General features: G+C 71.5%; 14 protein-coding genes. 4 read left to right on the plus strand and 10 right to left on the minus strand.

Annotated elements, in window-relative coordinates; all coding sequences use genetic code 11:
- Both ABZ914_RS00005 and ABZ914_RS00010 read right to left on the minus strand, forming a co-directional pair.
- Nucleotides 1-2,078: right-handed parallel beta-helix repeat-containing protein (locus tag ABZ914_RS00005; RefSeq protein WP_500190443.1), on the minus strand; the 2,078-nt coding region annotated here is incomplete at its 3' end.
- A gap of 1 nt (nt 2,079) precedes the next feature.
- Nucleotides 2,080-3,348 (minus strand): glycosyltransferase family 2 protein, encoded by a 1,269-nt coding sequence (locus ABZ914_RS00010; protein ID WP_500190445.1) that lies wholly within the window; start codon nt 3,346-3,348, stop codon nt 2,080-2,082.
- A 502-nt stretch (nt 3,349-3,850) separates the two neighbouring features.
- On the opposite strand from ABZ914_RS00010, the gene ABZ914_RS00015 reads away from it, so the two are divergent.
- Entirely contained in the window at nt 3,851-5,686 is a 1,836-nt protein-coding gene (locus tag ABZ914_RS00015; protein ID WP_500190446.1) for an acyl-CoA dehydrogenase, read from the plus strand.
- A gap of 202 nt (nt 5,687-5,888) precedes the next feature.
- Entirely contained in the window at nt 5,889-7,328 is a 1,440-nt protein-coding gene (locus ABZ914_RS00020) for an OmpA family protein (protein ID WP_500190591.1), read from the plus strand.
- Between the two features lie 12 nt (nt 7,329-7,340).
- On the opposite strand, the gene ABZ914_RS00025 is transcribed toward ABZ914_RS00020, so the two are convergent.
- Nucleotides 7,341-9,206, minus strand: coding sequence for a serine/threonine-protein kinase (locus tag ABZ914_RS00025; RefSeq protein ID WP_500190448.1), 1,866 nt, complete (start codon nt 9,204-9,206; stop codon nt 7,341-7,343).
- A 283-nt stretch (nt 9,207-9,489) separates the two neighbouring features.
- On the minus strand, nt 9,490-10,077 hold the full coding sequence (locus tag ABZ914_RS00030; protein ID WP_500190450.1) for a TetR/AcrR family transcriptional regulator: 588 nt from the start codon (nt 10,075-10,077) through the stop codon (nt 9,490-9,492).
- Nucleotides 10,078-10,170: 93 nt separating this feature from the next.
- Here ABZ914_RS00030 and ABZ914_RS00035 point away from each other — a divergent pair, with 93 nt between their 5' ends.
- A complete protein-coding gene (locus ABZ914_RS00035) occupies nt 10,171-11,217 on the plus strand; it encodes a hypothetical protein (protein WP_500190451.1) in 1,047 nt (348 codons plus the stop codon).
- A gap of 148 nt (nt 11,218-11,365) precedes the next feature.
- Nucleotides 11,366-11,758: a VOC family protein gene (locus tag ABZ914_RS00040; protein ID WP_500190453.1), complete on the plus strand. Its 393-nt coding sequence runs from the start codon at nt 11,366-11,368 to the stop codon at nt 11,756-11,758.
- Here the strand turns inward: ABZ914_RS00040 and ABZ914_RS00045 are convergent.
- The 6 genes from ABZ914_RS00045 to ABZ914_RS00070 all read right to left on the minus strand — a co-directional run bounded on the left by ABZ914_RS00045 (nt 11,755) and on the right by ABZ914_RS00070 (nt 19,293).
- A complete protein-coding gene (locus tag ABZ914_RS00045; protein ID WP_500190455.1) occupies nt 11,755-12,231 on the minus strand; it encodes a nuclear transport factor 2 family protein in 477 nt (158 codons plus the stop codon). The genes ABZ914_RS00040 and ABZ914_RS00045 overlap by 4 nt on opposite strands.
- A gap of 153 nt (nt 12,232-12,384) precedes the next feature.
- Nucleotides 12,385-13,731, minus strand: a complete 1,347-nt coding sequence (locus ABZ914_RS00050) for a lipase family protein (protein WP_500190456.1) — start codon at nt 13,729-13,731, stop codon at nt 12,385-12,387.
- 170 nt (nt 13,732-13,901) lie between these two features.
- On the minus strand, nt 13,902-15,383 hold the full coding sequence (locus tag ABZ914_RS00055) for a dihydrolipoamide acetyltransferase family protein (RefSeq protein ID WP_500190458.1): 1,482 nt from the start codon (nt 15,381-15,383) through the stop codon (nt 13,902-13,904).
- A gap of 5 nt (nt 15,384-15,388) precedes the next feature.
- Nucleotides 15,389-16,378 carry an alpha-ketoacid dehydrogenase subunit beta gene (locus ABZ914_RS00060; protein ID WP_387024235.1) on the minus strand — a complete coding sequence of 330 codons (990 nt, stop codon included), beginning with the start codon at nt 16,376-16,378 and terminating at the stop codon, nt 15,389-15,391.
- Nucleotides 16,375-17,508: a pyruvate dehydrogenase (acetyl-transferring) E1 component subunit alpha gene (pdhA, locus tag ABZ914_RS00065; protein ID WP_433146021.1), complete on the minus strand. Its 1,134-nt coding sequence runs from the start codon at nt 17,506-17,508 to the stop codon at nt 16,375-16,377. Before pdhA ends, ABZ914_RS00060 begins: the two co-directional genes overlap by 4 nt.
- 165 nt (nt 17,509-17,673) lie before the next feature.
- A complete protein-coding gene (locus ABZ914_RS00070) occupies nt 17,674-19,293 on the minus strand; it encodes a hypothetical protein (protein WP_500190461.1) in 1,620 nt (539 codons plus the stop codon).
- Between the last annotated feature and the right edge of the window lie 25 nt (nt 19,294-19,318).

Here is a 19,318-nt window from a genome sequence, read left to right on the forward strand (position 1 = left end):
TTGCCGGGGTCCGTCGGCGAGGCGGACGGCCCGCCCGGCGGCGGCACGGCGTGCCGCCCGGCGACCGGCTGCCCGGGCGCCGCGGCGAGCGGGTTCCCGCCGAGGCCGCCGGCCCCGGCGCCCGCCATCGCGGGAGCGCCCGGCATCGCGCCCGGCATCGGGCCGGGCCGCGCGGGCATCGGCCGCGGCTGCGGATGCGCCGACCGCCGCGGCAGGCTCCACACCTGCCGCTTCTCCAGCGGCTGCTGCAACGTGTACGGGTGCAGGCCGAGCCGGCCGATCCGCTGCCGGTCGTTGCGGGCCCGGACCATCGAGAAGATGACGACCGCGAACACGCACGTCCAGATGACGTTCAGCGGCGTCAGGTACCGCTGGACCTTCATCCACAGCGACGCGGTGTCGTGCCAGCCGTCGTCGTTGTTGTCCTCCTTGACGACCTTCCCGTGCGACCGGGACGTGCTGACCGCGCTGGTGCCGGACCCGCTGAGCGTGTTGTCGCGGATCTGCGAGCCGCCCGCCGAGCCGATCACCGAGATGCCGTGCGCCTTCGCGCCCTTGACGGTGTTGCCGAGCAGCGTCGCCGACGAGGAGCGCAGGTAGATGCCGGTGCGGGCGCCGTCGACGGTGTTGCCGGCGAGGTTCGCGTCCCGCACCCCGTCGCGCAGCGAGATGCCCTGCCGGACCTGCCCGGTCAGCTGGTTGCCGGAGATCTGCACGTTGGTGGCGGCGTCCCGGACGACGATGCCCATGTCGCCGCCGACGACCTTGCTGTTCTGCACCGACAGCTTGTCGCCGCCGAGCAGCTCGATCCCGTAGTGGCCGTTGTCCTTGGCCAGGCTGTTGTTGATCGAGCTGTCGCCGAAGCTCTCCAGCGACTCGCCGGACGCGGACGGGCCGTCCGCGAGCGCCTTGCCGTTCAGCGTGAAGCCGTCGTGGCCGTTCTTCTCCGCGGTGCAGTTCGTGACGCGGATCTTCTCGGTGGCCCGCGACAGCACGAACCCGTCGCCGCGGCTGCCCCGCACGGTCGTGTTCGCGATGTTGGCGTTCTTCGCGAACCGGTGCATGACCAGCCCGTTCACCAGGCTGTTCTGGATCTCGTTGCTGGTGATCTGGGTCTGGTTGGAGCCGGACACGAACAGCCCGAACGCGTCGCCGGTGACGGTGCTGTTGGTGATCGACCCGGTGACGAGGTCGGCGGCCGGGACGTGCGTGGCGGTGCCGCCGGGCGTCTCGGTCTCGATGTCGCCGGGGCCGCCGCCGGTGTTGCCGCCGTTCTGCTGCTGTTGCTGGCGCTTCTTCTTGGCCTCGTGCCGCTGCTGCTTGTTCAGGTGCTTGGTGGCGCTGGACGGGCGGTCGGTGCCGGTCAGCGCGATGCCGCCGGTCCGGCCGCTCCAGAAGCCGAGGTCGCTGACCTTGGTGTGGTCCATCCGGAACTCGCCGCCGACGGCGCGGATGTAGGCGCGGCCGTCGGCGACCTGCCGGTCCGGGGCGTTGACGCGCGGGTTCCAGCTGGTGATCTGCACGGGGGCGCGCTGGGTGCCCTTGATCTGGACGGTGCCGCCGAAGCTGACGATGGAGCTGAACGCGCCCGGCAGGCTGCCCATCCGCAGGACGAGCGGGCTCGTCCCGCTGGCCAGCAGAAGCTTCGCGCCGTCGGCCACGAACACGTGGATGCCGAGCAGGAACGAGCCGTCGCCCTGGCGGCGGAAGTACTGCCCGCCGTACTTGGCGAGGTCGGCGACGGTGTAGGGGCGTCCGGTGGGCGTCGCGGGCAGGACCAGCGTCTTGCCCTGGGCGGAGCCGAAGATCTGCGGCCGCTTCCACTGCGCGGTCGCCTGCCCGCCGATCATCAGGATCGCGGACAGCACGGACCGCGTCTGCATGATCCGCTGGTCTTCCTGGTCGACCAGCGCGGCCTGCCGGTTGGCGTCGGCGACCGGGTCGGCGTGCGCGCGCGGCGCGGGCGTCCCGGGCAGCAGCCCGAGTGGGACGAGCCCCAGGCCGAGCGCGACGGCGGCCGCGGCGAGGCCCCGCCCTGAGACGCTCGGCAGGCGCGGGCGGAGGTTCGGGTGCGTCACCTCAGCCCACTCCCTGGAGCGAGCTCGCGCTCTGCCCGGCGCCGCCGACCTGGTCGGCGGTGCGGGTCAGCCAGCCCTGCTTGTTCATCGTGACGAACGCGTACAGCTTGATCGGCAGCGAGATGCCGATGACGACGAACACGGTCAGCGGCAGCAGCAGGATCTCGCCGGGGTGCCGCTTGAGGTGCGACCAGCCGCGGATGCCGCGGCCGAGCAGCACCCAGCCGAGCGCGAGCGTGATGCCGAGCGGGTTGAAGTTGTCGGCCAGCCGGCTGAAGATCAGGTACCCGAGGGTGACGGCCATGGTGACCGGGGTCAGCAGGATCTGCAGGACGGTCACCTTGGTGACGAACGGCGTCTTCCACAGCCACCCCTTCCACAGGGCGGTGAGGTAGCAGCGGTAGGAGTTGCGGCTCCACCGGATGCGCTGCTTGAAGAAGGCCCGGAACGAGTCGGGGAACATCGAGATCGCGCGCGCCGACGACTGGTGCACGGTCTTGTAGCCCTGCGACAGGGTGAGCCAGGTGAGCCGGCCGTCGTCGCCGGCGATGCAGCGGCGGCCGAGGAAGAACTCGTTCTCCAGGTTCTCCACCACCGGCAGGATCACCGAGCGGCGGTAGGCGGCGGTGCGGCCGGACAGGCAGGCGACGCCGCCCTTGGAGCCCATGGCGGGGACGTAGTCGTAGTAGCGCAGGTTGACCAGCCAGTCGGCGACGCGGCGCCAGACGCTGGTGGTGCGCTGGTACACGTTCTGCTGGGTGCCGACGCCGCCGACCTGCGGGTCCTCGAAGGGCATCTGCACCGCGTCGAGCAGGCCGGGCTGCCACCACGTGTCGGAGTCGGCGAACACGATGACCTCGCCGCGGGCGGCGCGGATGCCGACGCCGAGCGCGGAGCGCTTGCCGGAGTGCTCGTAGACGAGCACGTGCAGCCGCGGGTCGGTGACCTGGGCGAGGCGCCGGTGCCCCTCGGTGTCGCCGACGTCGATCACGATGATGACCTCGCTGGGGTTCTGGGCGAGCCAGCTCTCCAGGCAGCGGATGAGGATCTCGGGGTCCTCGCGGTAGGAGGGGACCACGACCGAGACGGTCGTCCGGAAGTTGTTGACCACCGGCTTGTCCATGCGGGACAGGATCACCCGGTAGAGCCAGAGCCCCCAGACGAGCAGCCCGGCGAAGCCCAGCGGAACGAACTTCCGCCAGTCGCCTCCGGCCGTCGCCCCCGCGACCGAACTCCAGGCGTCACTCAGCCACCCCGTGACAGACGACAAGACAGGTCCTCTCTCTTCCGTGGCATCGGCGGATTCGCCGACCATTGCGACCCCGTGCCACCCCCAGTAAGAGTGAGCAGCGCAGCAAATGGTTCACATTTGCCAGATTCGGCCACACCTGCCACTTGCGCCGGGCCCTTTATCGTGCGTCTTGATCAACTGTCAAGGGAAAGCGGGAGATCGTTCGTTGATCGACGCGTTCGTAAGGAGCCGGACGCGCGGACGCCACGATTCGGAAACACCCGACTGGAAGTCAGTGGTCGTGTATAGGGATCGGGGTCCAAAAAATGTCCATTTGACCGCTTATTGCTACGCGCCGGTACGGGACGTGTGATTCGCGTCACGTTTAGCGGCCGCACCGGGCCGCGTTGTGGCCTGCGTCCCGCGACGCCGTCCGGTTCGGGGTGGTTGCCAGTGGTTACCAGCGGGTAGCATGATGATGAGTTACTGACCAGTAGACGTGCGGGGCCGGCCGGCGCCGCCGGACCAGACGGAGTCTCGAATGGGGCACTACAAGAGCAACCTCCGGGACCTGGAGTTCAACCTCTTCGAGGTGTTCAAGCGCCAGGACCTCCTCGGCAGCGGACCGTACGCCGACCTGGACGAGGACACGGTGCGCAGCATCCTCGACGAGGTGAACCGGCTCGCCGAGGGCCCGCTGGCCGCATCCTTCGAGGACGCCGACCGCAACCCGCCGAAGTTCGACCCCGCCACCGGCACCGTCGAGATGCCGGAGAGCTTCAAGAAGTCGTTCAAGGCGTGGATGGACGCCGAGTGGTACCGCCTCGACCTCGCCCCCGAGTTCGGCGGCAGCGGCGCCCCCCGCTCGCTGACCTGGGCCGTCGCGGAGCAGGTGCTCGGCGCCAACCCGGCGGTCTACATGTTCGCCTCCGGCCCCGGGTTCGCCCAGATCCTGTGGCACATCGGCACCCCGGAGCAGAAGAAGTTCGCCGAGCTGGCGTTGGAGCGGCAGTGGGGCGCCACGATGGTGCTGACCGAGCCGGACGCCGGCTCCGACGTCGGCGCCGGCCGCACCAAGGCCGTCCAGCAGCCCGACGGCACCTGGCACATCGAGGGCGTCAAGCGCTTCATCACCTCGGCCGAGCACGACATGGCCGAGAACATCTTCCACCTGGTGCTCGCCCGCCCCGAGGGCGCCGGCCCCGGCACCAAGGGCCTGTCGATGTTCCTCGTCCCCAAGTACCTGGTGGACGTGGAGACCGGTGAGCTCGGCGAGCGCAACGGCGCCTACGTCACCAACGTCGAGAAGAAGATGGGCCTCAAGGTCTCCACGACCTGCGAGCTCACCCTCGGCGAGAAGCACCCCGCGGTCGGCTACCTGGTCGGCGACGTGCACCAGGGCATCAAGCAGATGTTCCTCGTCATCGAGTACGCCCGGATGATGGTCGGCACCAAGGCGATCGCCACGCTGTCCACCGGCTACCTGAACGCGCTGGAGTACGCCAAGGAGCGCGTCCAGGGCGCCGACATGACGCAGATGACCGACAAGTCGGCCCCGCGCGTCACGATCACCCACCACCCGGACGTCCGCCGCAGCCTGATGACCCAGAAGGCGTACGCGGAGGGCATGCGGGCGCTGGTGCAGCTCACCGCCACCTACCAGGACGCGGTGCAGATCGCCGAGTTCGAGGGCCGCAAGGACGAGCAGGCCGAGAAGGTCAACGACCTGCTGCTCCCGATCGTCAAGGGCTTCGGCTCCGAGCGCGCCTACGCGCTGCTCGGCGCGGAGTCCCTGCAGACCTTCGGCGGCTCCGGCTTCCTGCAGGAGTACCCGGTCGAGCAGTACATCCGCGACTCCAAGATCGACACCCTCTACGAGGGCACCACCGCGATCCAGGGCCAGGACCTGTTCTTCCGCAAGATCCTCCGGGACAACGGCGAGGCCCTCAAGGTGATCGCCGGGCAGATCCAGGCGTTCGCCGAGTCCGACGCCGGCAACGGCCGGCTGAAGAACGAGCGGGCCCTGCTCGGCAAGGCCCTCGACGACGTGCAGGGCATCCTGAACCCGATGATCGGGTGGGCGCTCGGCTCGATGGAGAACCCGAAGGAGCTGTACCGGGTCGGCCTCAACACCTCCCGGCTGCTGCTCGCCCTCGGCGACCTGATCGTCGCGTGGCTGCTGTGCCGGCAGGCCGAGGTCGCCCTCACCGCCCTCGGCGGCGGCGACGTCTCCGACGCCGACAAGGCGTTCTACACCGGCAAGGTCGCCGCCGCGCAGTTCTTCTGCCAGACGGTGCTGCCGCGGCTCGCGTCCGAGCGCGCCGTCACCGAGGCCACCACCCTGGACGTGATGGAGCTGCCCGAAGAGGCCTTCTGAGACCCCTCCGCCTCCCGCGGACAGGGAACAGCGGCCCCCGCCACCCCGTGTGGCGGGGGCCGCTGCCGTTCAAGCGGCCGGGTCACTACTGTGGGCGCCGTCCCCGCCCCTCCCCCGAACCGAACCGGAGAAGCCGATGCCGGTAAGCCGACAGCGGGATCACCGAAGCGCGCGGCGCCTTCCCTTAACCGTCCCCTTGGCCGTGTCCCTCGCCGGGGTGCTCGTCGCCGCGGGCTGCTCCGACTCCGGCAAGGCGAGCAAGAGCGACCCGCCGACGGCCAAGGGCGGCGCGCCCGCCGCGCCCGCGGCGACGACCGCGGCGGCCGGGTTCACCAAGGAGGGCTGGTTCGGCGGCGCGGACGGCCTGCACGCGCGGCTCGCGATCACCGGCGTCGAGCGGCAGGGCGCCAAGTCCGTGCTGAAGTACAGCCTGACCTCGCTCGACCAGGCGCCGAAGTCGGTGCCGGTCGAGATCGCCCTGCTCGACCCCGTCGCCGGGAAGCTGTACAAGCCGACCGCGACCACCAGCGCCGCGCAGCTCGCGCCCAACGCCACCCGGCAGATGCAGGCCGAGTACCCGGCGATCCCGCAGACCGTCCAGAAGGTCACCGCGATCACCCCGGGCACGGCGGGGGAGTACACCGGCATCCCGGTGACGGGCACGGGGGACTCGCCCGCGGCGGGCTCCGGGGCCGGGGCGTCCGGCGGGAACCCGGCGGAGCTGTACGACATCACCGAGGGCGAGATCAAGGACGTCACGTCCAGCGGCACCGACGTCACGATGAACCTGCGCACCGACGTGCTGTTCGCGTTCAACTCGGCGAAGCTGTCCGGCCGCGCCAAGTCGGTCCTGGACGAGGCCGCGCAGGAGATCAAGGCGAAGGCGGACCCGGACAAGCGGCCGCTGACCTTCGACGGTCACACCGATAGCAAGGGCAGCGACTCCTACAACCTCAAGCTGTCCCGCCAGCGCGCCGAAGCCGTCATGGGCGAGATGAAGAAGCGGCTCGGCAACGCGTTCAAGTACTCCGCGCACGGCAAGGGCGAGGCCGAGCCCGTCGCGAAGGAGGGCGGCAAGGACGACGCGCAGGCCCGCGCCCGCAACCGCCGCGTCGAGATCTCCTACGTCGTCCGGCAGCAGACCGACGGGACCACCGGCTCCAGCACCGCGGCCGCGGGCGGGCGCGGCGGCACGGTCGCGCCCGCCGCCTTCCACGGCCAGGACGGCAACACCGTCGCCAGCCGGTACGGGCGGTTCGGCGCCGACAAGCGCCGCCTGGACGTCAAGCCGTTCTACCGGGACGGCGCCTACATCGTCTGCGTCTTCACCATCACCGACGAGGGTCCCGGGACCACCCCGCCCGACGCGGCCTACGCGCACAAGGACTACCCGGGCGGCGCGTTCACGTCGTTCTCCGTCCTCGCGCAGGGCGGGAAGGACGTGTACCGGGCCGTCCGCGTCGGTCCCGGCGACCCCGGCAAGCCCGCCGTCTACGTCGACCCGGGCCGCGCCACCTTCCTCACCGCCGTGAACCAGCCGCAGCGCGGGTTCATCTACGTCCCGGCCCCGCCCGGGAACGTCTCGTCGGTGGTCTTCGACGGCGGGCCGTTCGGGAAGGTCCTCAACGTCCCCGTCTCGTGACCGCGCACCGCGTCACTGCTTGGCGGACGCGACGAACGCCGCGATGCTCTTGGCCGCCCGGTCCAGGTCGGCCTTGGGCGCGTGCGCCTTCTCGACCGCCTGCACGAACGCGTAGGTGAACGCGGCCGTGCAGAGGTCGGCCTGCGCCCACGGCTTGGTGCAGCCGACCACCGTCGGCCACCCGTTGGCGTCCATCGTCGCGAAGGACACGGCCACGTACGGGCTCGGCGGGCCGCCGTTCGTCAGCTGGTCCTTCCGGATGGACGCCCGCACGGACGGCACTCCGGTCGGGACGGCCTGCACGGGCAGCGGCGGCCGGCATTCGCCCTGCTTCCGCCCTTCCGGGGAGTCGGGGAAGTAGTCGCAGTCCATCTGATATTTCGAGCCGACCCCGCCCGGCAGGACCTGGGCGATCGTCCCGGTCAGCCCCGCACCCCCGGTTCCGCTGCGTGCCGGGATGTCCGTCTCTCCGCCGCCGTCCACCCCCATCGACCCCGCGCACCGCTCGGCGGCGGGTGCGATCAGGTACTGCCCGACCTGGCTGCGGAAGACGGCCGCGCCCTTCGGAAGCTTGACCTGCTCGGGCAGCCGCACCTTCGCGGGCCCGGGGGACGGCGTCATCGTCGTCGCCGTCGCGCCGGAGTAGGTGGTGGTGGTGCAGTTCCGGACGGTGGCGACGGTGACGGCGGACGGCGCGCCGGTGTGGTGCTTCCCGCCCGACCCGTGCCCGGCCGTTGTCGCGACGACGGCCCCGGCGGCGACGACCGCCGCCGTCCCGGCCGCGGCCGCCAGCAGGCCCTTCGCCCCGCCGGCGGCTCCCTTCGCGCCCGTCCCCGCGGCCTTTCCGGCGCCGTGCTTGGCGCTCTGCGCGGTGAGGTGGCCGACCGTCTCATTGGTGCCCTGCGCAGCGACATGGCCCGCCGCATGACTCGTGGCCTGCCCGGCTGCATGACCTGCTGTGTGACCCGCCGCGTGCCCCGCGGCTTGGCCGCCGGGGAGCAGCCAGGCGGCGAGCGGGAACAGCGCGGCGAGGGCCGCGGCGGCCGCCGCGAGCCTGCGGACGCCCCGTTCCTCCCAATCCGGTCCGTACGCCTCCCGGGCGGTCCGTTCCAGGTCCGCGACGAAGGCGGCGGCGCTAGCCGGCCGGCCGTCCGGCGCCTTGGCCATCCCGGCCGCGACCAGCGGACGCAGCGGCTCGGGGACGGTCTCGACCGGCACCGGCGCCGTGAGATGCGCCCGCCTCAGCTCCCGCCGGTCACCGCCGTAGGGCCGCCGCCCGCTGACGCATTCCACGAACACGCAGGTGGCCGAGTACACGTCGCCGGCGGGCCGGGCGATGTGCCGGTCCCACTGTTCGGGCGCCATGTAGTACGCGGTGCCCGAGCCGCCCGCCTCCCGCCCAGCCGGCACGGCGATACCGAAGTCGACCAGCCGGCTCTTGCCGTCCGCCGGGACGACGACGTTGGCGGGCTTGTAGTCGCGGTGGACGACGCCCAGCTCATGCGCCGCCGCCAAGCCCAGCAGCGAGCCCTTCAGCACGGCCAGGGACGCCTCGGGCCCGAGCGCCCCGTTCCGCTCGAGAAGCTCCTTCAGCGACACGCCGTCGACCGCCTCCATGACGATCGCGACGCCGTCCGCGCCCTCCACCAGCCGGTGCAAGCGGGCGACATGGGGGCTGTCGGCCTGCGCGAGCATGCGGGCCTCGTGGCGCATCCGCTCCCGCTCCGCCTCGTCCGCGCCACCCGCCAGATACTTGATCGCCACGGGGGCGCCCGTTGCGTCGTCCCGCGCCAGGACGACCCGCCCCTGGCCTCCGTGCCCGAGTTCGCGGACCTCGGTGTACCCCTCGACGTGCCAGCCGTCCATGCTCTCGTCCATGTGAATTCAGGGAACTCGGCGCGACGGGCCGCTCGCTCGCGGCCGCGTCGTGCCCGCCGCCGGAGCCGCGCGCACCCCGCGGCGCGGTGGCCGGTGGAACCGAACGCGCCGGCCACGGCTGCCCTGCGGAGATCTTATTCTCGCCGCCATATCCGAAAAAGGCGCGCTTCGGCGAACCGTATCCGTCGACGTCGATGTGCGGATTCCTGTGTCCGGCCTTTTCCGCCCCGCGATATAGAGATCATCGCGGCCGGGATATGTACCGACCGAAAACGGGAGCCGCCTACCCGGCGCGCCCCCGCACCAGGGGCAGGAACACCTCGTCCACGATCTCGGTCAGCACCATGTCCGGGACGTCGGGCAGGCCGCGCACCGCGTACTCGCCCCGCAGCATCGTCATCGGCAGTGAAGCCACGCGCGGGTGCACCGCCTCCGGCGGGGCCTCGCCCCGCGCCACCGCGCGGCCGAGCAGTGCGAGCCACGCGTTGTCCATGCTGCTGTCGCCGGACTGCTCGCGCAGCAGGCCCAGCAGTTGCGGATCGTCCCCGGCGGCCGTGAGCAGTTCCCGCAGTAAGGCGCCCTGGGGGGACGACCATGTCGCGTTCGCCCGCCGGAGCAGTTCCAGTGCGTCGCCCCGCAACGTCCCGGTGTCCGGCACGGTCAACTGCGCGCGCGCGAGCCGCCGGTACGCGGCGACGCCGAGCGCCGCCCGGTTCGGCCAGCGCCGGTAGATGGCGTTCTTGTTGGTCGCGGCGCGCCGGGCGACGGCGTCCATCGTCATCCCCGCGTAGCCGGACTCGCGCATCTCGTCGGCCGCCGCCTGAAGGATCGCCTCCTCGAGAGCCGCACCCCGCCGCCTCGTACCCGACATCCCACCTCCAGAGTACGAACCGTACTCGACCGCCCTCCGCACGCCAACCAGAGCAGCACTCCAGATCCTCGCGTAAGGTACTCGACGTACCGTATGACGACCACCGATCGGAGAACCGTGCGCGCCTACGGCATCACCTACGACGCCGGCTTCACGTCCGCCGGAACCACCACCCACGAGCCCTTCGACCCGGACCTGGTCCGCCGCGAGATGCGGATCATCCGGGACGAGCTGCACTGCGACGCCGTCCGGATCACCGGCGGCGTCCAGGACCGCCTGGAGACCGCCGCCCGCCACGCCGCCAACGCCGGCCTGGAGGTCTGGTACTCGCCGTTCACCAACGGCCTCACCCAGGACGAGCTGATGGCGTTCATCCTCGACGGCGCCGAACGCGCCGAGCGCGTCCGCCGTTCCGGCGCGTCCGTCGTCTTCCTCACCGGCTCCGAGATCACCCTGTTCACGCACGGCTTCCTGCCCGGCGACGACCTCCACGCCAGGGTGGCCGTGATGACGGACCCCGCCCGCTTCCGCGCGCTGCTCCCCGATCTGCACCCCCGCGTGAACGCCTTCCTCGGCCGGGCCGTCGCCGCCGTCCGCGAACGCTTCGCCGGCCCCGTCGGCTACGCGTCACTGCCCTTCGAGGGCGTCGACTGGACCCCGTTCGACGTGATCGCCACCGACGCCGGATACCGCGACGCGAACACCGCGCCCGGCTTCGCCGAGCACCTCGCCGGGCAGACGTCGCAGGGCAAGCCGTTCGCCGTCACCGAGTTCGGCTGCACCACCCACCGCGGCTCCGCCGACCTCGGCGGGCACGGCGAATCCGTGCTCGAATACGACGACCGCGCCTGCCCCGTCCGCATGACGAAGCCCCTCGTCCGCGACGAGCAGGAGCAGGCCGACTACATTCGCGAACTCCTCGACGTCTACGACAAGGCCGGCGTCGACGCCGCCTTCGTCAACACCTTCGCCCGCCGCGACCTCCCCACGTCGTCCGACCCCGAACGCGACTTCGATAAGGCCAGCTACGGCATCGTCAAAATCCTCGAACCCGGCACCGCCCTGCCCGCCACCGGCCTCCCCTGGGAACCCAAAGCCGCCTTCCACACCCTCGCCACCCACCCCCGCACCCACCGCTGAGCTGCCTTCTCCCCTCGGAAAGCACAAGGCGCCAGTCGGGCTTATCTGCGCGGGGTTGAAAGCGTGGCTGATGGGGCGGTCTGCGGGCCCGGGTGTGCAGGCCGACCACCGAATCGAGGTCTCCCGGTGCGGCGTCTATGATCGGCGGATGCCTCTAGGCCACCTTGGCGTAAATGTCCGCGACCTTGGCCAAGCCAAGGCGTACTACGACGAGTTGATGCCCCTGGTCGGCTTCGAAACCTTCTTCGCCACCGAGGAGGAGTTCTCCTACCGTCCGGCGGGTGGCAAGCCGGGCACGTATCTGTTCTTCTATCCGGCATTGGAGGACGGCGAGTACTCGCGCCACCGTCCGGGTCTCCAGCACCTCGCTTTCATGGTGAAGACTCGGGAGGAGGTCGACCGTCTGCATGAGTGGGCAGTCAAGCGGGGCGCGAAAGTGCTCTATGAGCCGCAGGAGTTCCCGCAGTACGGCCCCACCTACTACGCCACCTTCTGGGAAGGCCACGACGGCGTCACTTTGGAGACCGTCTGCCACCGTTAGTGCTCGTGGGCGGGGGTGTGGTGTCGGCTGACGGCGTTGAGGACCTCGTCCAGGTGGCCGCGGGCTTGTGCGGAGCGCAGGTGGTCCAGGTAGTCGCGGGATTCGACGATCTTCCCGTCCCGGACCCGGAGGACGAAGATCGCGGGAATGGTGAACGGCTCGCCGGTCTCCACCACGGTTCCCTCGTACCGGAACTCGGCGACGATGACCTCGGGGTCCGCCGTGTCGTGGACGGTGATTCCGGCCGGGCGGCGGCGCAGGGTGTGCCCTGGACCGGTGCCGGGCGGCGCGGTGACGCCGAAGTGCGCGCGCAGTTCGTCGAGGGAGCGCATGGGCGGCGCCGCGAGCGGATGGAAAGGGTGCTCGACATGGGTCCGTTCGGCGTACAGGTCGATCACCTCCTCCCAGCGTTCCTCGCAGACGCCGTGCACGAGCTTCAGGAAGACCTCGCGGGGAGTCAGGGGTTCGGGCATGGGGCTTCTCTCGCTAGGGCTCACCCACCGTCGGTGACGGCCGGTGCGGAGGTCGAGCAGGGGCCACGATAGTTCGTTGGGGAATTATTCGTCAACGAACTATTTGAGGTCGGTCGAGCATGACGAGGGCGCGCGCCCTCGTCTTGTCCGGGCTTACGGCTGGGTGGGCAGGGTCTTGCAGGTGGAGGGGCTCGGCTTGCCGGTGAGGCGGTCGGTGAGCCAGGAGACCGCGTCGCCCTGGTCGAGGAGGAGCGGCGCGAAGTGGTTCAGGAGCGTCTTGTCGCCGAGGTTCGGCAGGTCGACGGGGACGTAGCTGACGTCGCCGCCCCGCCGGCACCAGTCGGCGGCGAGCCGTCGTGCCTGCGCGTGCGGGACGATGTCGTCCTTGACCCCCGTCGTCAGCCGGACGGGCCCGGCGGGCTTCAGCGTGCCGATGCGCTGCTTGTCCAGGACGGCCCGCGCCTCGGGGATGGCCGGGATGATGTCGCCGATGGGCTTCCCGCTGACGCTCCACTTGGTGCTGGACGTGAAGCCGTACTTGAAGAGCACGTCGCCCACGCACATGGTGGACATGTCCTTGAGCGCGGCCTTGCCCGCCGCGTTGATGTTGTCGTCGATGAGGCGGCGCAGGGCCGGGTCGGACTGGGCGAAGCCGTTGATCGACCAGCCCAGCGCCCCGGCGAGCGCGCTGCCGTCGATGCCCTTCATGACGGCGGTCAGGTCGGCGGGCGGCGCGCCCGCGTAGGTGCCGGCGAGGTGGATGTCGGGCGCGTAGGCCGGCTGGAGTTCGGCCGCGGCGGCGCTGGCGCCGCCGCCCTGGCTGTAGCCGTAGAGCCCGACCTTCGACTTCGCCGTGATGGACGCTCCCGGTACGGCGTGCGCGGCGCGGGCGGCGTCGAGGAGGGCGTGCCCTTCGTCGGCGCGGTTCACGTAGGTGTGGAGACGGTCGGTGGCGCCGAGGCCGACGTAGTCGGTGACGACGACGGCCGCGCCGGTGGACAGCAGCCGGTAGACCGCCAGGTCCTCGTAGGCCACGGACATGGTGTCGCCGGTCAGCGTCAGCGGGTTCTGCAGGGCGTACGAGGGGGCGCACTGGTCGCCTTGGCCCATCGTCCCGGACGCCAGCGCGACCAGCGGACGAGGGCCGCCGCCCTTCCATGCCGCCGTGGGCTCGATGTAGGCGCCCGTCACCGCGACGGGCTTCCCGTTGGAGTCGGTGGACTTGTACATGAGCCGGGTCGCCTTGCCGGGCAGCGGACGGCCGTCCAGCCCCGGCAGGCTCAGCCCGAGCGGCAGCGGCTCGGTGCGGACGAGCGTGCCGTTCGTACGCGGCAGCGCGGCGGGCGGGTCGTAGAAGACCGGGATCGTGACTCCCCGGGACACCACGGGCGCCGGGCCCGGAGTCGCCGCCAGGCCCGGTCCGGCCTGGACGGTCACCGCGAGGACGCCCGCCGACGACACGGCCAGCACCCCGCGCACCAGGGATCCGGTTCTCCTCATGCTCACTCCACGGACGGTCAATAAGAACTCACTTACTCTGCCATCCGTGGATCTTGGTTCCTATCGGCGGGGCGCACATCCGGAGGCCCGCGATCCATGCGCAACTGACAGGAACGCCCCGCGCATGACGAAGGCGCGCGCCGGGACGGCGCGCGCCTTCGACGGGTCCCTCAGCCCCAGGCGAGCATGCGCAGGGGGTCTTCGAGCATGTCGCCGACGTCGCGGAGGACGCGGGAGCCGAGCTCGCCGTCGACGATGCGGTGGTCGAACGACAGCGCGAGCGTGGTGACCTTGCGGATCGCCAACTCGCCCTCGTGCACCCAGGGCATGTCGCGGATCTGGCCGAAGGCCAGGATCGCGGCCTCGCCGGGGGTGAGGATCGGGGTCCCGGTGTCCACGCCGAACACGCCGACGTTGGTGATGGTGATGGTGCCGTCGGACAGGTCGGCGGGGGACGCCTTTCCCGCGCGGGCCTTCTCCGTCAGCTCGGTCAGCGCGCGCGCCAGGTCGGGCAGGGACATGTCCTGCGCGTCCTTGATCTTCGGGACGATCAGTCCCCGCTCGGTGGCGGCGGCGATGCCGAGGTTGACGTAGCGCTTGACGACGATCTCCGCGCCGGACGGGCCGTCCGCCCAGGTGGAGTTCACCATCGGGTGGCGTGCCACGGCCGTGAGCAGCGCGCGCGCGACGAGCAGGAGCGGGGAGACCTTGGTCCCGGCGAAGTCGGGGAGTTCCCGGAGCCGGGCCACCGCCTCCATCGTGCGGGTCACGTCGACCTGGAGGAACTCGGTGACGTGCGGCGCGGTGAACGCCGATCCCGACATCGCGGCGGCGGTCGCCTTGCGGACGCCCTTGACCGCGATCCGCTCTTCGAGTTCGGCGGCGGCGCGCGGCGCCTGCGCGGCCTGTGGCGCCGTGGCCGGACCGGCCTGGGCGGCGAGGACGTCGTCGCGGGTGATCGAGCCGTTCGGGCCCGAGCCGGTGATCGTCGTCAGGTCGACGCCGAGGTCCTTGGCCATCTTCCGGACGGGCGGCTTGGCCAGCGGCAACCCGTTTTCCACAGGCTGTGGACGAACGGGCGCCGCAGGCGGCCGGACGGCGGGCGGCGCCGGCGGCGCGGGCGGTGCGGGTGCCGGGGCCGCTGCCTGCGGCGGCGCGGAGGACGGGGCGGAGGACGGGGCGGGGGACGGCGCGGGGGACGGGGCGGGCACCGGCGGCGCGCCGTTGGCCGCCTTGCGGGGACGGCGCTTGGTCGTCCCCTCCTTGACCCCGTAGCCGACCAGGACGGGCTGCCGTTTCGGCTGCTCGGGCGAGGTCATCCCGGGTTCGTCGGCGGACGGGACGCCCTCCTCGCGCATCGCCGCGGCCTGCGCGGGGGGCTCGGAGACCGGGGTCGCGACGCCGCCCTCGGCCTCGGTGCTCACCGCGATGATCGGCACCCCGACGTCCACGGTCTGGCCCTCGGTGACCAGCAGCTCGGCGACCACGCCCTCGAACGGGCAGGGCAGCTCCACGATCGCCTTGGCCGTCTCGATCTCCACGATCGTCTGGTTGACCTCGACGGTGTCACCGGGCTGGACGTGCCACTTGACGATCTCCGCCTCGGTCAGGCCCTCGCCGACGTCCGGCAGTTTGAACAGTTTCGGGCTCACCGGCGTCACCACGCGAAGGTCCGGTCGACCGCGTCGAGGATGCGGTCGAGGTCGGGCAGGTAGTGGTCCTCGAGGCGGGACGGCGGGTACGGGGTGGAGAGCCCGCCGACGCGCAGCACCGGCGACTCCAGCCGGTAGAAGCACTTCTCGGTGATCCGGGCGGCCAGCTCGGCGCCGAACCCGCTGAACACCGGGGCCTCGTGGACGACGACGCAGCGTCCGGTGCGGTTCACCGAGCCGGTGATCGCGTCGATGTCGAGGGGGTTGAGCGAGCGCAGGTCGATGACCTCCAGCGACCGCCCCTCCTCGGCGGCGGCCGCGGCGGCCTCCAGGCAGGTCTTCACCTGCGGTCCGTAGGCCAGCAGCGTCACGTGCTCGCCGGGCCGGACGACCTTCGCGCCGTGCAGCGGCGCCCACGCGCCGGGGGCGGCGTCGACGTCGACCTCGGCCTTGTCCCAGTACCGGCGCTTCGGCTCGAAGAAGATCACCGGATCGGGCGACGCGATCGACTGCTGGATCATCGTGAACGCGTCCGCCGGGTTGGAGCAGGCGACGACCCGCAGCCCGGCGGTGTGGGTGAAGTACGCCTCCGGCGACTCCGAGTGGTGCTCGACGGCGCCGATGCCGCCGCCGCACGGGATGCGGACGACGACCGGCAGCGACAGCGCGCCCAGCGACCGCATGCCCATCTTGGCGAGCTGGGTGATGATCTGGTCGGCGGCGGGGAACACGAACCCGTCGAACTGGATCTCGCAGACCGGGCGGTACCCGCGCAGCGCGAGCCCGATCGCGGTGCCGACGATGCCGGACTCGGCCAGCGGGGTGTCGATCACCCGCTCCTCGCCGAAGTCCTTCTGCAGCCCGTCGGTGATCCGGAACACGCCGCCGAGCTTCCCGACGTCCTCGCCCATGACCAGGACCTTCGGGTCGTCCTCCATGGCCTTGCGCAGGCCGGCGTTCAGCGCCTTGCCGAGCGTCAGGGTCTCCGCGGTCACGACGGCACCTCTTCCTCGAAGGACGCCAGGTAGGCGGCGAACTGCTCCTGCTCCTCGGTCATCAGCGGATGGTCTTCGGCGTAGACGTGCTCGAACATCGACAGCGGCGCCGGGTCGGGCAGCGCCAGGCAGCCCTCCCGCAGCTCCTTGGCGACCTGCTTGGCCTCGGCCTCGACGTCGTCCAGGAACGCGGTGTCGGCGAGGTCGTTGCGGACCAGGTACGCCTTGACCCGCTCGATCGGGTCCTTGAGCTTCCACGCCTCCTCTTCGGCCTTCAGCCGGTAGCGCGTGGGGTCGTCGGTGGTGGTGTGGGCGCCCATCCGGTACGTGTACGCCTCGATCAGCGTGGGGCCCTGGCCCGTCCGCGCGTTCTCCAGCGCCTTCCTGGTGACGGCCAGGCACGCGAACACGTCGTTGCCGTCCACCCGCAGCCCGGGGAACCCGTAGCCCTGCGCGCGCTTGTACAGCGGGATGCGCGTCTGCTTCTCCAGCGGCTCGGAGATGGCCCACTGGTTGTTCTGGCAGAAGAACACGATCGGCGCGTTGAACACCGAGGCGAACACGAACGCCTCGTTCACGTCGCCCTGCGACGTCGCGCCGTCGCCGAAGTAGGCGATCGTGGCGCCGGCGGACGGCGTGCCCAGCACCCCGTCGCGCTGCACGCCCATCGCGTAGCCCGTCGCGTGCAGCGTCTGGCTGCCGATCACGACGGTGTACAGGTGGAAGCCGTGCTCGGCGGGGTCCCAGCCGCCGTGGTTGACGCCGCGGAACAGGCCGAGGAGGTTCAGCGGCGGGACGTCCCGGCACCACGCGACGCCGTGCTCGCGGTAGGTGGGGAAGACCATGTCGTGCTCGGACAGCGCGCGTCCCGAGCCGATCTGCGCGGCCTCCTGGCCGAGCAGCGACGCCCAGAGGCCGAGCTCGCCCTGCCGGGTCAGCGCCACGGCCTCCCGGTCGATCCGGCGGACGATCACCAGGTCGCGGTAGAGCCCGCGGACCTCGCCGGGGCTCAGGTCCAGCGGGTAGTCGGGATGCTCGACGCGCTCCCCCTCGGGGGTCAGCAGCCTGATGAGCTCGGGTTCGGCGAGCTCGGAGGCGCCTGGCGCGCCGCGCACGGAGTCGATCGTCATTGATGGCACTCCTCGTTCGGGGCCGGTACGCGGGATCGCCGCACAGCCGGCCGATGTCAGCGGCCCCGTCCCCGGTAAGGGACAAAACCCACCAAAGACATCGTGGCAGACATCACACCCGGAGATGCAAGTGCCGCCCTCCATCTCCTACCCCGGTTGCGCGCGTCACTCCCGGGACAGGGCGCGGGTCGCGCCCGCCGCGACCGTCAGGCCGAGGACCAGGCCGGCCGCCACGATGAGGTTGGCGACCCACTGGTAGATCCCGCTCGGCGCGAACTCGACCTCCTGGCCGAGGCTGCCGATGGGCAGCAGCAGGTCGAGCGTGTAGAAGAACGCGTTGAAGTGCGGCTTGTGGCCGGTGTCCAGGACGTCCGGCCGGTGGATGGAGAAGACGATCGTCCCGAACGCCAGCAGCCCGACCAGCCAGCTCGCCGCCCGGAACGGCCGGTACCCGTAGCCGACCAGGACGTCCTGCAGGAAGCCGACGACCTTCAGCGGGATGCCCTGCGTGCGGCGCCGGTCGCGGGCCTTGGCGAGCAGGACCGAGCGCCCGTCGGCGTCCAGGCCCAGGGACCGGTACGTCTGCGCGAGTCGCTCGTACGGCTGCGGAGCGTAGCCGTCGGTGTCGCGGCGCAGCCACGCCAGCCGCTCGCGCGCGGTCATCGGCGGTTCGAGCGTCTCGTACTGCAGGCCGTCGAGCTGGAGCCGGTCCGGCCAGGTCGCCGCATCGTCCCGCAGCAGGTTGATCCGCGCGTACGACAGGTCGGTGATCCCGGCGATCTTGTCCGCCGGGCGCAGCAGCAGCTCCTCCGCCTGGACGCGCTGCAGGCTCAGCGCCGTCCCCTGCTCGTGCCGCAGGTGCGCGCCGCGCAGGCTGAGCTGCCCGGTGACGTGCGCCCCGGAGAAGCTGACCGAGCCGTGCGCGGTGAACCCGTCCGAGCAGTACACGTCGGTCTCGACGGTGAGGTCGTCGGCGTTCAGCGCGGTCCGCTCGGGCGCCGACAGGTGCGCGCCGACGAACGACAGGTAGCCGCCGACGCGGGCGCCGCGCAGCCGGACCTCGCCCTCCGCGACGAACCCGCTGTCGCAGAACACGTTCGCCGCCACGTCCAGCCGGCTCGCGTACAGCGCGGCGCCGGACGGGTTGTGCAGCCGCGCCTTCCGGAAGATCAGCTGGCCGCCGACCCGCGCGCCGGGCAGCCGGACCTCGCCGTTCGCCGCGAACCCCTGGTCGCAGTAGACGTTCGCCTCGACCGTCAGCCGGTCGGCGAGCAGCGCGTCCCCGCCCGGGTTGGACAGCTGGACGCCCGACATGTTCAGGATGCCGGTGATGTTCGCCCCGTCCAGCCAGAGCCCGCCGGAGATCCGGCTGCCCTCCAGCCACAGGTGGCCGTCCACCCGGGTGCCGGACGCGACCAGCCCCGGCAGCCGGCACCCCATCAGGTGGACGCTGTTCATGCTCGCCCAGTACAGGTGCGGCGCCTCGTCGAACGAGCAGCCGGTCAGCGCCAGCGGCACGCAGACCTCGGCGTGCCCGAGGTTCAGCGAGCCGGTGATCCGGGCGCCGCTCAGCCGGACGGCCGCGACCCGTCCCGGCTCGGGCTCCACCGCGCCGACCAGCAGCGCGACCAGCACCTCGGCCCTGACCATCCGGTCATGCCCCCAGTGCGTCGCGTACCCCGGGTCGTCGTGCGCCGGGTCGCCGGTCGACAGGTCCACGGGTTCGCCGCTCGGGAACGCCTCCCACAGGCGGCGCTCCGACGGGGTGAGGTCCTCGATGTTCATCGGACGGCTCCGGTGATGCGGGCGG

This window comes from Spirillospora sp. NPDC046719 (genome assembly GCF_040645715.1).
Taxonomy (GTDB): Bacteria; Actinomycetota; Actinomycetes; order Streptosporangiales; family Streptosporangiaceae; genus Spirillospora.

Coding starts and splice junctions, on each gene's coding strand:
- ABZ914_RS00015 (WP_500190446.1), top strand. CDS start 3,851: ATGGGGCACTACAAGAGCAACCTCCGGGACCTGGAGTTCAACCTCTTC.
- ABZ914_RS00025 (WP_500190448.1), bottom strand. CDS start 9,206: ATGGACGAGAGCATGGACGGCTGGCACGTCGAGGGGTACACCGAGGTC.
- ABZ914_RS00030 (WP_500190450.1), bottom strand. CDS start 10,077: ATGTCGGGTACGAGGCGGCGGGGTGCGGCTCTCGAGGAGGCGATCCTT.
- ABZ914_RS00035 (WP_500190451.1), top strand. CDS start 10,171: ATGACGACCACCGATCGGAGAACCGTGCGCGCCTACGGCATCACCTAC.
- ABZ914_RS00040 (WP_500190453.1), top strand. CDS start 11,366: ATGCCTCTAGGCCACCTTGGCGTAAATGTCCGCGACCTTGGCCAAGCC.
- ABZ914_RS00045 (WP_500190455.1), bottom strand. CDS start 12,231: ATGCCCGAACCCCTGACTCCCCGCGAGGTCTTCCTGAAGCTCGTGCAC.
- ABZ914_RS00050 (WP_500190456.1), bottom strand. CDS start 13,731: ATGAGGAGAACCGGATCCCTGGTGCGCGGGGTGCTGGCCGTGTCGTCG.
- pdhA (WP_433146021.1), bottom strand. CDS start 17,508: ATGACGATCGACTCCGTGCGCGGCGCGCCAGGCGCCTCCGAGCTCGCC.
- ABZ914_RS00070 (WP_500190461.1), bottom strand. CDS start 19,293: ATGAACATCGAGGACCTCACCCCGTCGGAGCGCCGCCTGTGGGAGGCG.